Consider the following 12,694-nt stretch of genomic DNA (forward strand, 5'->3'; position numbering starts at 1 on the left):
TCAAGGCGTTCTGGAACATCGCGAACTGGCAGGACGTCGCCGCCCGCCTCGAGCGCGCCCGCACCGCCACCGCCGGGCTCATCGTCCCCGCCTGACCCCGACACCCCGTACGACAGCCCGGCCCCGGCACGGCAGGAATGCCTGCCGTGCCGGGGCCGAGCTGCCTCGCCGGGGACGGCTGCTCAGATCCGGTCGAGGACGGCGATCTCGTCGTCGCTCAGCCGCAGCGCCCCCGCGGCGACGTTCTGCTCCAGGTGAGCGACGCTTCCGGTGCCGGGGATGGCGAGCACGTGCGGCCCGCGGTGCAGGGTCCACGCCAGCCGCACCTGGGACGGCGTCGCGCCGTGAGCCGCGGCGACGGCCGCGATCTCGTCCCGGCCCGCCACGTGCGGCTGCCCGCCGGGGACGGCACCGGCGAGCGCCGCGCCCATGGAGAAGAACGGGACGAACGCGATGCCGAGCTCGCCGCAGCGTTCCAGCAGCCCGTCGTCGCCCCGCTCCGTCAGTCCGTAGCGGTTCTGCACGCAGACGACGGGCGCGACCTCCAGCGCCTCGTCGAGCTGTTCGGGCAGCACGTTGGAGACTCCGAGGTGGCGGACCAGGCCCGCGTCGCGCAGCTCCGCGAGGGCGCCGACGTGCTCGGCGACCGACCCGGGCTCGGTCGACAGGCCGGTGCCCCAGCGCAGGTTGACGACGTCGAGGTGGTCGCGGCCGAGCTGCCGGAGGTTCTCCTCGACCTGGGCCCGCAGCTGGTCCGGGCGGGCATAGGGCTCGAACACGCCGTCGCGCGACTGCGAGGGGCCCACCTTGGTGGTGATCACCAGGTCGTCGGCGTAGGGCTGCAGGGCCGTGCTGATCAGCTCGTTCGCCGAGCGTGTGGGGAAGAAGTAGAAGGCGGCGGTGTCGATGTGGTTCACGCCCAGCTCGACGGCTCGGCGCAGGACGGCGATCGAGTCGGCGCGGTCGCGGGGCACGGGACTGCCCAGCGTGCCGATCACGCGCATCGCCCCGAAGCCGAGGCGGCGGACTGTCACGTCGCCGAGCTGCCAGGTGCCGGCGGCGCCGGCCGTCGCAGGGCCGTCGGCGGGTGCGGTGGTGGAGGTGAGGGACGGGCTCGTGGTGTCGGTGCTCATGCCGTCAGCCTCGCCCGGCGGAGGCGCGGGGTCGCGGTGCTGGCAGCTTGTTGCCGACGTTGGCAGGACCCTGCCACGCGGGGGAGGATCGAGGCATGCAGACCGGTGAGGCAGTGACGATCGTCCACGGCGACGAGGAGCTGCTCGCGCGCACCCGGCACCTGTTCGCGACGGCCACGGAGATCGCGTGCGCCGCGAACAGCCTTGGCATGTGGGCGGTGACGCACGTCGCCGACGACCTCGACGCCCTGGCGCGGGAGCGCCGGGGGCAGGTCCGGGTCCGCAAGGTGTTCCGCCCCGGCGTGCTGCTCGACCCGGTGGCGGCGCGGGGGGTGGCGCGCACGCGCGAGCACCACGGCGCGCAGATCCGCATCACCACCGACGAGCTCAACGAGACGATCCTGTTCGACCGGCGGGTAGCGATCCTCGCCGGGGACGTCCGGGCGGGACGCCGCAGCTACAGCGTCGTCACGCAGCCCGAGACCGTGCAGGGCGTCACGTCGCTGTTCGAGGCCGTGTGGCGCGCCGCCACCGACGTCGACGTGTACGACGCCCGGATCGCCGAGATCCGGCTGCTCGCGCCCCGGGTGCTGGACCTGCTCGGCCAGGGGGTGAAGGACGAGGCCGCCGCCCGGACCCTGGGGCTCGGCGTGCGCACCTACCGCCGTCGGGTGGCCGAGCTCATGGACGCCCTGGGGGCCGAGTCCCGCTTCCAGGCGGGGGTGCGGGCCCGCGAGCTCGGCCTGGTCTGACCGGCGCGCGACCCGGCCGGGCAGGCGCCCGTGCCAGGATCGCACCGTGCCCTCGCTGCAGCCCCTGACGATCACGCCCTTTGCCGCCGACGGGCAGCCGGTGCTCACGGCTCCCGCGGTCGGTGCTCTGCTGCGCCCGTGGCGGGCGGACGACGCGCCCGCCGTCCGCGCCGTCTACGACGACGAGCCCGTCCGGCGCTGGCACGTGCGCTCGCTCGGGTCGGACGACGAGGCGCGGGCGACGCTCGAGGGCTGGCGCGAGGGGTGGGGGCTCGGCAGCGGTGCGAGCTGGGCGGTCGTGGACGCGGTGTCGGACGTGCTGCTGGCGAGGGTGGCGGTCAAGGTCTTCGACCCGCAGGGGGTGGGCGAGATCGCGTACTGGACCGCACCCGCGGCACGCGGGCGGGGAGTTGCCCCGACGGCGCTCGACGTCGCGTCGGCGTGGGCGTTCGGGGCGGGGTTCCACCGGCTCGAGCTCCAGCACTCCACCGACAACGCGCCGTCGTGCCGGGTGGCCCTCAAGGCGGGCTACGCCGCGGAGGGTGTGCGGCGCGAGGCCGTGCTGCACGCCGACGGCTGGCACGACATGCACGTGCACGCCCGCCTCGCGTCCGCTCGCTGAGGCGCGGCGGCGCCGTGGCGACTGTCGGTGGGGCGCGCCATGCTCGTCCGTGACGACCCCGAGGAAGGGACACCGACATGACCGCTCCGATCCCCGTCGACCCGCCGCAGATCCCCACCAGCCCCGCCTTCGCCCAGGGGATGATTCTGCCCGCCGGGCGCACGCTCTACGTGGGCGGTCAGAACGGGGTCGACGAGCAGGGCACGCTGCTCGACGGCCTCGGCCCGCAGACCGAGCAGGCGCTGCGCAACGTGCTCGCCGTCCTCGCGGAGGCGGGGACCGACGCCGACCACGTCGCCAAGCTCACCATCTACCTGACGGCGGGGGTCGACCCGGACGCGGCGTACTCGGCGTCGGGCAAGGTGTGGACGCACCGCACGGCCGTGACGGTCGTCAGCGTGCCCATGTCGCGCCCGGGCGTGCTCGTGGAGATCGAAGCCGTCGCCACCGTGCCGGAGGGCTGACCGGGCGAGCTGTCACGTCGTCCGGCGGTGGGGCGCCGCCGCCGGTCAGTGGGTGGCCGTCGTCTGCTGGTACAGGGCCAGCCGTGGCTCGCCGTCGACGGTGCGGTACGTGCTCGCCATGAGCGCGACGAACGGCTCCTCGCCGTCGCGCACCGCCTCGGCGCGGTAGACCAGGGCTGCCGCGCCGTCGCCCACGTCGACGCGGCGGGCCTCGGAGATCTCGTACGAGTCCCAGGCGGGGGAGCCGTCGAGCGACGCGGCCACGGTCGGGCGGTCCATGGTCATCCCGTTGACGAGCACCATCAGCGCGTCCGGCGTCATGAGGTCGCCGTAGAACGTGCCGCCACGGCTCTCGCACAGCGCCGCCCAGCCCGCGTGCTCCAGGCCCAGCAACCGGTCCAGGGTGAGGGTGGTCATGCGGTCCAGCGTAGGCAGTCACGTCTGCCGTCGCAGTCTCGTCGGGAGGAGGACGGCGCACCGGGCGCCCGCGACGAAGGAGGTCGACATGGCACGGATCCTGGTCACCGGCGGCACGGGTCACCTCGGCCGGCTCGTGGTGCCGCGCCTGGTGCGGACCGGTCAGGAGGTCACCGTCCTCAGCCGCAGCCCGCACGCGGCGGGCGACGGCGTGCGCTACCTCGTCGGCGACTGGGACACGGGCGAAGGGCTGACGGCGGCGGTGCGGGACGCGGACGTCGTCGTCCACCTGGCCGGCGACCAGCTCCACAACGAGACGGTGGCCCACGCGCTGGTCCGCGCGGTGCGCGAGGCCGGCACCGACCCGCACCTGGTGAACATCTCGGTGGTGGGCGCGGAGAAGGTGCCGCTGCGCAGCGGGTTCGACCGCCGTGTGCTCGGCTACATGGCCAGCAAGGCGGCCGCCGAACGCGTGCTGGAGGGCTCCGGGCTGCGATGGACGAACCTGCGTGCGACGCAGTTCCACGAGCTGGTGCTCATCGCGGCCAGGGCGCTCGCGAAGCTGCCCGTGGTGCCCGTCCCGTCCGGCTGGCGGTCGCAGCCGGTCGCGGGCGACGAGGTCGCGGCGCGGCTCGTAGAGCTGGCGGTGGGCGACCCGCAGGGCCGGGTCCCGGACCTGGCCGGGCCCGAGGTGCACAGCTTCCGGTCGATGATCAGGGACTACCTCGACGCGGTCGGGTCGCGCCGCCCGACGATGCCGGTCCGCATCCCCGGCGGAGCGTCCCGCGCGTACGCGGCGGGCGCGAACCTCGCCCCGGACCGCGCCGTCGGGAAGCAGACGTGGGCGGAGTTCCTCGCGGCCCGGGAGCCCTCGCGGTCCTGACCGGCCCGGGGTCTCGACGGTTCCGGGCCTCCGCAGCCCGGGAGCTCAGCCCCCGGCGCGCGAGCCGGGCCGCCGCTCGGAGGCGAGCACGCCGTAGACGAGGGTGTCGGTCCACTCGCCCTTGGACCACCAGTCCTGGCGCAGATGGCCCTCGCGCGTCATGCCGACGCGCTCGCACAGCCGCGCGGAGGCCTCGTTGCGGGCGTCGAGCTGGGCCACGACCCGGTGCATGTCGTAGTAGTCGAAGGCGAGGCCGAGGACGGCGCGCACGGCCTCCGTGGCGAAGCCCTGCCCCGTGTGCTCGGGGTGGAACACCCAGCCGATCTCGCCGCGGGACACGGTGTCCCCCGTCGTCCACAGGACGACGTCGCCCACGACCTTGCCGTCGTGCTGCACGACGAGGGACAGCGCGGAGCCGGGCTCGTCGATCCCGTTGCGCAGGAGCCGCTTCGCCACCTGGGCCTGCGCGTCCTCGGGCGTCCACGGTTCCTCGAGCAGGTACCGGGCCACCTCGGCGTCGGCGTAGTAGGCGAGCAGCGCGTCGACGTCGTCCGGCCGGTAGGCGCGGAGCACGAGCCGGTCGGTCGTCACCGGCAGGGGCGTCTCGGTCGTTGCGGGTGTCACGGTCAGGCACCCTAGCCTCCCGCACCGCCCCGCACCCGGTGGACCGGTCAAATTCCCTCGCGCCGAGCCCCCTCGGTCGGCCATCCTGACGTGATGGTCACCACTCCCGCCGCGCCGGCGTGGCACCTCGTCGAGGCTCCCACGCCGGACTCGTCCGACCATCCGGACGCGTGGGTCGCCACGGCGATCTCCGACCTCGTGCGGCACGCGTCGCTCGCGGACGTGGGGCACGACGACTTCGCCCCTCGTGCCGTCGACGTCCTGGTCGGGATCGCGCACCAGGAGCACGCGCACCGACGGCACGTGCTCGCGGTCTCCGGCGACGAGCCGACGGCGGGGCACGCGATGCGCGTCGTGGGGCACGGCGTCCTCGTGCTCCCGCGGAGCGACAACCGGCACCTGGCGATCGCGCAGGTCACCGTGGCGCCGTCGCACCGCGGCCGCGGCATCGGCACCGCGCTGGCCGAGCGGCTGCGGGAGCTCGCGGTCGAGGACGGGCGGACGACGGTGCTGGGCGAGGTCGAGTTCGCGGCCGAGGCGGAGCCGGGCACACCGGGCGCGGTCGGGCCCGCCGAGGGCCCGGGGCTCGTGCCCGGCGACCTGCCGGGGCTGCGGTTCGCCCAGCGGGCGGGCCTGCGGCTCGAGCTCGTGGAACGGCGCTCCGTCCTCGAGCTGCCGTTGCCGGACGGCGTGATCGACCGGTTCGTGGCCGAGGCTGCCACCCACGCGGGCGACGACTACCGGCTGCACACGTGGCAGGGCACGGTCCCCGAGGAGTGGGTCGAGCAGCTCGCCGCGCTGGAGCAGAGCCTGAGCGAGGACGAGCCGAACGGCGGCCTCGCGCTGGAGGCCGAGCGGTGGGACGGCGCCCGGCTCCGGGTCGAGGAGGCGAAGCGGCGCGAGCGCGGGCAGGACGTCCTGGTCACCGCCGTCGAGCACGTGCCCACGGGCACGCTCGCGGGCATGACGTACCTGCAGTTCACGGACGACCGCCCGGAGCTCACGGAGCAGGAGAGCACCGTCGTCCTGGCCGGGCACCGCGGCCACCGCCTGGGCATGCTCATGAAGGCCGTGAACCTGCGCGAGCACGCGCGGGTGCGCCCGCAGGCCCGCCGGGTCTCGACGTGGAACAACGAGACCAACGGCCCGATGCTGGCGATCAACGTCGCCCTCGGGTTCCGCCCGGCGGGCGGGTCGGCGGAGCTGCAGGCGTCGCTCACGGAGCCAGCTCGGCCCGATCAGCGCGGCAGTTCGTGATCAGAGCGGCAGTTCGAACTGCCGCGCTGATCACGAACTGCCGCGCTGATCGCTTGCGGGTGCCGCGGCCGGCGTCGGGCACACTGGGGTACCGCCCGCACCACGAGAGGTCTGCCATGCCCGCGCCCGTCGCCCGTCCCCCGCTCTCCGGCCTCGGCCGCACGTTCGCCGTCGTCGCCGTGGTCGAGGCGTTCACGTGGGCGGGACTGCTCGCGGGGATGTTCCTCAAGTACGTCACCGAGACGACGGAAGCCGGCGTGTGGCTGTTCGGCCGCCTGCACGGCGCCGCGTTCGTCGCGTACGTCGTGGTGGCGCTGGTCGTGGCGGTGCGGCTGCGCTGGGGCTGGTTCCGCACGCTGGTGGCGCTCGCGGCCGCCGTCCCGCCGCTGACGACGCTGCTCGCCGAGCGGTGGCTGCGACGCACCGGGCACCTGAGCGCGCCGACGGCGGCCGCCTCGGCCGAGCACGACGGCGAGCACGACGGCACCGCCCGCGAGGACGTGCCCGAGCGCGTGGGCTGATACGCCGCTGGGGCGCCATCGAGGTTTCCCGGATCGTTACCCCCGCGGACACGCCAAGGTCGGTGGGCCCCGCTAGCGTGGCGGCGGTCGAACCATCGCATCCACAGGAGCGTGCACATGTCCATAGCTCGTCCCACCCTCAGGCGACGGACCGCGGGGGCGCTGAGCCTCAGCCTCGCGGTCGCCGGGGTCACCGCCGCCGGCGTCGCGCCGGCCCAGGCGGCGGACCCCGTCGACGTCCAGATCCTCGCCACGAACGACTTCCACGGCCGCATCTCGGCCAACGGCGCCGAGGCGGGCGCCGCGGTGCTCGCCGGCGCCGTCCAGCAGCTGCGCGCCGAGAACCCGAACACCGTCTTCGCGGCGGCCGGCGACCTCATCGGCGCCTCGACGTTCGACTCCTTCATCCAGCACGACAAGCCGACGATCGACGCCCTCAACGCCGCGGGTCTCGACGTGTCGGCCGTGGGCAACCACGAGCTCGACCAGGGCTACGACGACCTGATGAACCGCGTGCTGGCGCCGTACGACGCCGACACCAACCCCTACGGCGGCGCGCAGTGGCAGTACGTCGCGGCCAACCTCAAGCTCCGGGCCACCGGCGACGACGCGGTCCCGGCGTCGTGGATCAAGGACTTCGGCGACGTCCAGGTCGGTTTCGTCGGCGCCGTCACCGAGGAGCTGGGCGCGCTGGTCAGCCCGAGCGGCATCGCGGACCTCGAGGTGCGCAGCATCGTCGAGACGACGAACGCCGAGGCGGACGCCCTCAAGGCCGAGGGTGCCGACGTCGTCGTCCTGCTCGTGCACGACGGCGCCACCACCACCGAGTGCGCGACCATGCCGACGGCGGGCAACGCGTTCGCGTCGATCGTCAACGACGTGAGCCCCGAGGTGGACGCGATCGTCTCCGGCCACACGCACCTCGCCTACGACTGCGCGTTCCCCGTGGACGAGTGGGCGGGCCAGGCCGTCACGGAGCGGCCCGTGGTCTCGGCAGGGCAGTACGGCACCAACCTGAACCAGCTCGAGTACTCGGTGGACCCCGACTCGGGCGAGGTGCAGGGCGTGACGACGGGGATCCTCGCGCTCTCCGGCAACTACCCGGCCGCCCCGGAGGTCACCGAGATCGTCGCCGATGCCGTCGCCGAGGGTGACGTGCTGGGCGCCGAGCCGCTCGGGCAGATCGGCGGCGAGCTCGACCGCGCGCAGCGCTGGGGCGTCGACCCCGACACCGGCGAGGACGTGCTGGTCGAGAACCGCGGCGGCGAGTCCACGCTCGGCAACCTCGTGGCCGAGGTGCAGCGCTGGGCCACCGAGACCCCCGAGGCCGGCGGCGCCCAGATCGCGTTCATGAACCCGGGCGGGCTGCGCGCGGACCTCGTGGGCAGCGGCGACGGCGAGTTCCCGCGCACGGTCACCTACAAGCAGGCGGCCACGGTGCAGCCGTTCGCCAACACGCTGGTGAACATGCAGCTCACGGGGGCGCAGATCAAGTCCGTCCTGGAGCAGCAGTGGCAGCGCGACGCGACCGGCAAGGTGCCGAGCCGGCCGTTCCTGCGCCTCGGCGTCTCCGCGGGCTTCGAGTACACCTACGACCCGGCCCGTCCCGAGGGCGACCGGATCACGGGCATGTGGCTGGACGACGAGCCGATCGGCACGGACACCTCGTACTCGGTGACGGTCAACTCGTTCCTGTCCACCGGCGGCGACAACTTCCGCGCCTTCGCCGACGGCACGGGCGCCCGCGACACGGGCAAGATCGACCTGTCGGCCTTCGTGGACTACATGGCGACCTTCGCGGCGGACTCCGCCCTGCAGGTCGACCCCGCCCAGCACGCCGTCGGGGTGTCGTTCCCCGCCGACGCTCCGGACGCCTACGCCCCCGGGGACACCGTCACGTTCGACGTCTCGTCCTGGGCCATGACCGGCTCGGCCGACGTCACGGACGCCGAGCTGACCGTCTCCCTGGACGGTGCCGAGCTCGGCACCGCGGCGGTGGACAGCACCGTCGGCAGCGACGTCTTCGACGAGGTCGGCACGGCGTCCGTGCAGGTGACGCTTCCCGCGAGGGCCCCGGCGGGCACCACGGCGCTCACGCTCACGGGCGCCGCGACCGGCACCGAGATCACGGTGCCGATCGAGGTCACCGAGCCTGCCAAGGCGCAGCCGACGATCACCGTCGACGCACCGGCGACCGTCATCGCGTGGTTCCAGCGGCCGCGCCTCGACGTGACCGTCGAGTCCCCGGACGGCACGCCCACGGGCAAGGTCACCGCCGTGATCAAGCAGCGGCCGGTGGACTCCGACCGGCTCGACCGGCGGGGCGAGGCGAGGCTGCGCGTCGGCCCGTTCAGCCCGGGCACGGTGGAGGTCGAGGTCCGGTACTCCGGTGACGACGCCACCGAGGCGGCGACCGTCACGCAGCAGATCAAGGTCAAGTCCCTCTGGGACGTGATCTTCGGAGGCTTCCGCCACTGACACGACCCCGCTGAGATGCACGAACGGCCTGGCTCGAACCTCGAGCCAGGCCGTTCGTTTCGTGCGGGTCAGGTCAGGCGCGCCGCCGCACCAGGAGCACGACCGCCGCCACACCGGCCAGCAGGCCGAGGCTGAGCAGGATGCTGCTGGCCATCGACATCGTGCCGGCGGGGCTGTTCTCCACCTCGGTGCGCAGGGTGGTGGTGCCGTCGGCGAGCTCGACCGAGCCCTCGGAGAGGGTCGTCGCACCCTCGGACAGGTCGGAGCTGCCGGCAGCCAGGCGCGTCGCGCCCGACGACACCAGGACGGCGCCGTCCGCCAGCTCGGTGGCCCCGTCGGAGAGCTCGGTGGCCCCCTCGTCGAGCTCCACGGCGCCGTTGTCGAGCTTGCGGATGCCCTCCGCGGCGTCGTCGGCGCCGACCGCGATGCGGTCCAGGCCGTCGACCAGCTTGCCGGCGCCGGTGTTGGCGTCGCCCAGCTTCGAGCGGAGCGTGGCGCTGCCGTCCACCAGCTGGGGCAGCCCCGCGGCGAGCTCGGCGGCTCCCGCCGCAGCGTCCGAGTTGCCGGCCGCGACCGTCTCGGCCCCGACGGCGGCGGCGAAGGACCCGACGTACAGGTCCGCCGAGCCGTCCGCGAGGGTGTTCGCCCCGGTGGCGAGCGACCGGGTTCCGGCCGAGACCGTGCCGATGCCGGTGTGGAGGTCGGTGGCCCCGGCTGCGGCGTCGGTGGCTCCGACGGCGAGCTTCTTGGCCCCGGCGACGGTCTGGTCCGCCCCGGTGGCGACCTGGTGGGCACCGGCCTGGAGCTCGGTGCTCTTGGTCGCGAGGTCCGTGACGCCCGTGTTCAGGGCGGTCGACCCGGACACCAGCGCGTTCGCGCCCGCCCGGGCGGTCACGGCGCCGTCACGCAGCTTGCTGCCGCCGTCCAGGACGGCGGCGACTCCACCGCTGACCTGGGCCGTCCCGGTGCGCAAGTCGCTCGCGCCGGCCTTGAGGTCGGTCGCCCCGTCCGAGAGCCGGGCCGCTCCGGTGGCGGCGGTGGCGGTGCCGTCCTTCAACGCCGCCGCGCCCGCCTTGAGCGACGCGGAGCCGTCGACGAGGTCGTGCAGGCCAGCGTTGAGGTTGCCCGCGCCGGTGCGGCTCTGTGCCGCCCCGGAAGCGACGTCCGAGGCTCCGCTCGCGACGTCTGTCGCAGAACCGGCGAGCTGCTGCAGCTTGGCCTTCAGCTCGGGGTCCTCGGTCGCGGCCGCGAGTCCCGTGAGGGCGTCGCGAAGCTGGGCGGTCCCGCCGGCGACCTGGGCAGCGCCGCCGGCGACCTGGTCGAGCCCGCCGACAAGGGTGTCGCTGCCGTTCGCGGCATTGCTGATCCCACCGGAGAGCTCCGAGGCGCCTGCCGCGACATCGGCTGCTCCACCGGCCGCCTGCGCGGTGCCGGCACGCAGCTCGGCTGCGCCGTCGGCCAGGGTGCTCGCGCCCGCCGCGACCCGCTCGGCACCGGCAGCAGCGGCCTGCGCGCCCTGCGCGAGCTCGTTCCCCGACGAGACGAGGCTGTCGAGACCGTCGGCGAGGCTCCCGACGCCGGCGGAGAGGTCCGTGGCTCCGGTCTGGAGTGCGCCCGAGCCGGCAGCGAGCTTCTCGCCCCCGGCGACCAGGGCGTCGGTCCCGGCGGCCACGCTGGTGGCTCCGGCCGCGACCTTCACGTTCCCGTCCTCGAGCTGGGTGGCTCCGGCGGCGATCTGGAGGTTGCCGTCGACGAGCGTGCCGGCGCCATCGAGGAGCTGACGGTTGCCGTCGACGAGCTGGCCCGCGCCGTCGGCGAGGGTCTGGTTGCCGTCCGCGACGGCGAGGGCGCCGCCCGCGACCTGCGCGGTGCCGTCGGCGAGGTCCGCGGACCCGTCGGCGAGCCTGCTGGTGCCGTCGGCGAGCTGGCCCGCACCGTTGTCGGCGCGGACGATGCCGTCGGCGAGGTCGCCCGCACCGTCGTGCAGCCGTCGCGTGCCGTCCTCGAGCTCGATGATGCCGTCGAGCGCCTCGAGGGTGCCCGGCTGGAGCCTGTCGACCAGGCCGTCACGAAGCTCGGCGGAGCCCTCGACGAGGCGGGAGGTGCCCGCCACCAGGTCGCTGCCGCCGTCCGAGAGGCGAGAGGCGCCGTCGGACAGGTCGGACGCGCCGCCGGACAGCTCGGTCGCGCCGGACGCGAGCTGCGTGCTCCCGGCGGCGAGCTGGCCCGCGCCGTCGGAGACCTGGCCTGCGCCGGCGTCGAGCTGGACGGCGCCGTCGGCCACCTGGCTGTTGAGGGTCACGAGCACCACGAGCGCGACGAGCGCGGCGAGGGCCAGGGCGGTGATGGCCGCGATCGTCGAGATCGTCGGTCCGTGTGATCTACGGGGTACGGGAGATGTCGAGTTCATCGGAGCCTCACTCCAGCCCGCTTCAACGATGACCGCGGGCGTCCGGCACGGCGCAGGGCCGTGGACCGTCGTCGTCGACGGGTCAGAGGAGACACTACTGATGCACCCTCAATAAAGAAGGGTGAAGTGTGAGCCAGTTCATAACGATCTGGTGACGACCGGGGCGTCGTGGGGGGTCAGGCCCAGCCGCAGGCGTCGTGGATCGCGTCGTACGTCGCCGCGCGCTGACCGTCGTCCATCGGCACGTAGACCACCGGCTGCTCGACGCCGTCGACCGCCGCGACGACGGGCAGGAACGTGCCGCGCTTGTCCTCGCCGACGGCGTGCGGGTCGCACCGGGCGGGCAGGGCGTCGAGCGCGACACGACCGCCCGCTCCCGGCTCGACGAGCGCGCCCGTCCAGGCCGACGCGCCGCTGACGGGAGCCAGCAGGGTCGTCCCGGAGATCCGCACGATCCGCACGGTCGGGCCACCGGGGACCGGCTCGGCGTCGAGCAGGATCCGGAGCCCGGCCTCCTCGCCGTCGTCGCCCGCCACCGGCCGTGGCCTCACGTCGGACACCTGCAGCCGGACGCCGGTCGCGACCAGGCGCTCCGCGCACACCTGCGCGTGCACCGTCGCCAGCCGGTCGAACGGGTCGGTGACCGGCACCTCCACCTCGGTCCCGCCGCCGTCGCCGTCCACGCGGTCGTCGTCCACGCGGTCGTCGTCCACGCGGTCGTCGGCGGCCTCCACGGCGACCCGGACGGTGGCCGTGGCTGTCGCGGCGTCCGGTGCCGTGGCGCAGTCGACCTCGCCCAGCCGGATCCGCACGTCGCGGCTCGAGCCGGGCGCCAGAGGACGCGCCCTGGGCTCGCCGTCGGGGGCGCTCGGCCCGAACCCGGGCGCGCTGAGCGACCCGCCGAGCAGGGTCAGCGAGGCGTCCGAGCCGTTGACGACCTTCAGAGCGGCGGTGCGGTCCGCGTACTGCGTGCGGTCCTGCCGCAGCTCGACCCGCAGCCCGCCGGCGACGTCGTCGGGCAGGGCGGGTTCAGCGTCGGGCGTGCAGGAGCCGAGCGCCAGCACGCCGAGCGCGAGCGCGCCGGCCGCCGCGGCGTCCGTGCCGGCTCTCGGCCACCTCCTCCGCGGGTGCAC

At 74.6% G+C, this 12,694-nt stretch carries 12 protein-coding genes and 1 pseudogene; 8 read left to right on the top strand and 5 right to left on the bottom strand.

Annotated elements, in window-relative coordinates:
- Positions 1–95 (top strand): annotated as a pseudogene (locus LEP48_RS13870) (superoxide dismutase); the annotation flags it as partial.
- Between the two features lie 87 nt (positions 96–182).
- Here LEP48_RS13870 and LEP48_RS13875 read toward each other — a convergent pair.
- Entirely contained in the window at positions 183–1,133 is a 951-nt protein-coding gene (locus tag LEP48_RS13875; protein ID WP_225566194.1) for an oxidoreductase, read from the bottom strand.
- A 95-nt stretch (positions 1,134–1,228) separates the two neighbouring features.
- Here LEP48_RS13875 and LEP48_RS13880 point away from each other — a divergent pair, with 95 nt between their 5' ends.
- The 3 genes from LEP48_RS13880 (at position 1,229) to LEP48_RS13890 (ending at position 2,971) form a co-directional block, all read left to right on the top strand.
- Positions 1,229–1,885 (top strand): DNA-binding response regulator, encoded by a 657-nt coding sequence (locus tag LEP48_RS13880; protein WP_225566195.1) that lies wholly within the window; start codon positions 1,229–1,231, stop codon positions 1,883–1,885.
- Positions 1,886–1,931: 46 nt separating this feature from the next.
- Positions 1,932–2,507 (top strand): GNAT family N-acetyltransferase, encoded by a 576-nt coding sequence (locus LEP48_RS13885; RefSeq protein ID WP_225566196.1) that lies wholly within the window; start codon positions 1,932–1,934, stop codon positions 2,505–2,507.
- Positions 2,508–2,584: 77 nt separating this feature from the next.
- Positions 2,585–2,971, top strand: a complete 387-nt coding sequence (locus LEP48_RS13890; RefSeq protein ID WP_225566197.1) for a RidA family protein — start codon at positions 2,585–2,587, stop codon at positions 2,969–2,971.
- A gap of 45 nt (positions 2,972–3,016) precedes the next feature.
- On the opposite strand, the gene LEP48_RS13895 is transcribed toward LEP48_RS13890, so the two are convergent.
- Positions 3,017–3,388: a nuclear transport factor 2 family protein gene (locus tag LEP48_RS13895; protein WP_225566198.1), complete on the bottom strand. Its 372-nt coding sequence runs from the start codon at positions 3,386–3,388 to the stop codon at positions 3,017–3,019.
- 88 nt (positions 3,389–3,476) lie between these two features.
- Here LEP48_RS13895 and LEP48_RS13900 point away from each other — a divergent pair, with 88 nt between their 5' ends.
- Positions 3,477–4,271: an SDR family oxidoreductase gene (locus tag LEP48_RS13900; protein ID WP_225566199.1), complete on the top strand. Its 795-nt coding sequence runs from the start codon at positions 3,477–3,479 to the stop codon at positions 4,269–4,271.
- Between the two features lie 45 nt (positions 4,272–4,316).
- Here the strand turns inward: LEP48_RS13900 and LEP48_RS13905 are convergent, their stop codons facing one another.
- Positions 4,317–4,895 carry a GNAT family N-acetyltransferase gene (locus LEP48_RS13905; RefSeq protein ID WP_225566200.1) on the bottom strand — a complete coding sequence of 193 codons (579 nt, stop codon included), beginning with the start codon at positions 4,893–4,895 and terminating at the stop codon, positions 4,317–4,319.
- 93 nt (positions 4,896–4,988) lie between these two features.
- On the opposite strand from LEP48_RS13905, the gene LEP48_RS13910 reads away from it, so the two are divergent.
- The 3 genes from LEP48_RS13910 (at position 4,989) to LEP48_RS13920 (ending at position 9,151) form a co-directional block, all read left to right on the top strand.
- Positions 4,989–6,152 (top strand): GNAT family N-acetyltransferase, encoded by a 1,164-nt coding sequence (locus LEP48_RS13910; RefSeq protein ID WP_225566201.1) that lies wholly within the window; start codon positions 4,989–4,991, stop codon positions 6,150–6,152.
- Positions 6,153–6,268: 116 nt separating this feature from the next.
- Positions 6,269–6,673 (top strand): DUF3817 domain-containing protein, encoded by a 405-nt coding sequence (locus LEP48_RS13915; RefSeq protein ID WP_225566202.1) that lies wholly within the window; start codon positions 6,269–6,271, stop codon positions 6,671–6,673.
- A 117-nt stretch (positions 6,674–6,790) separates the two neighbouring features.
- Positions 6,791–9,151 carry a bifunctional metallophosphatase/5'-nucleotidase gene (locus tag LEP48_RS13920; RefSeq protein ID WP_225566203.1) on the top strand — a complete coding sequence of 787 codons (2,361 nt, stop codon included), beginning with the start codon at positions 6,791–6,793 and terminating at the stop codon, positions 9,149–9,151.
- Between the two features lie 73 nt (positions 9,152–9,224).
- On the opposite strand, the gene LEP48_RS13925 is transcribed toward LEP48_RS13920, so the two are convergent.
- Positions 9,225–11,561, bottom strand: a complete 2,337-nt coding sequence (locus tag LEP48_RS13925) for a beta strand repeat-containing protein (protein ID WP_225566204.1) — start codon at positions 11,559–11,561, stop codon at positions 9,225–9,227.
- A 176-nt stretch (positions 11,562–11,737) separates the two neighbouring features.
- Positions 11,738–12,694 carry a hypothetical protein gene (locus LEP48_RS13930; RefSeq protein ID WP_225566205.1) on the bottom strand — a complete coding sequence of 319 codons (957 nt, stop codon included), beginning with the start codon at positions 12,692–12,694 and terminating at the stop codon, positions 11,738–11,740.

Source organism: Isoptericola luteus (genome assembly GCF_020297055.1).
GTDB classification, from domain to species: Bacteria; Actinomycetota; Actinomycetes; order Actinomycetales; family Cellulomonadaceae; genus Isoptericola; species Isoptericola luteus.

Coding starts and splice junctions, on each gene's coding strand:
- LEP48_RS13910 (WP_225566201.1), top strand. CDS start 4,989: ATGGTCACCACTCCCGCCGCGCCGGCGTGGCACCTCGTCGAGGCTCCC.
- LEP48_RS13920 (WP_225566203.1), top strand. CDS start 6,791: ATGTCCATAGCTCGTCCCACCCTCAGGCGACGGACCGCGGGGGCGCTG.
- LEP48_RS13890 (WP_225566197.1), top strand. CDS start 2,585: ATGACCGCTCCGATCCCCGTCGACCCGCCGCAGATCCCCACCAGCCCC.
- LEP48_RS13900 (WP_225566199.1), top strand. CDS start 3,477: ATGGCACGGATCCTGGTCACCGGCGGCACGGGTCACCTCGGCCGGCTC.
- LEP48_RS13925 (WP_225566204.1), bottom strand. CDS start 11,561: ATGAACTCGACATCTCCCGTACCCCGTAGATCACACGGACCGACGATC.
- LEP48_RS13875 (WP_225566194.1), bottom strand. CDS start 1,133: ATGAGCACCGACACCACGAGCCCGTCCCTCACCTCCACCACCGCACCC.
- LEP48_RS13880 (WP_225566195.1), top strand. CDS start 1,229: ATGCAGACCGGTGAGGCAGTGACGATCGTCCACGGCGACGAGGAGCTG.
- LEP48_RS13895 (WP_225566198.1), bottom strand. CDS start 3,388: ATGACCACCCTCACCCTGGACCGGTTGCTGGGCCTGGAGCACGCGGGC.
- LEP48_RS13915 (WP_225566202.1), top strand. CDS start 6,269: ATGCCCGCGCCCGTCGCCCGTCCCCCGCTCTCCGGCCTCGGCCGCACG.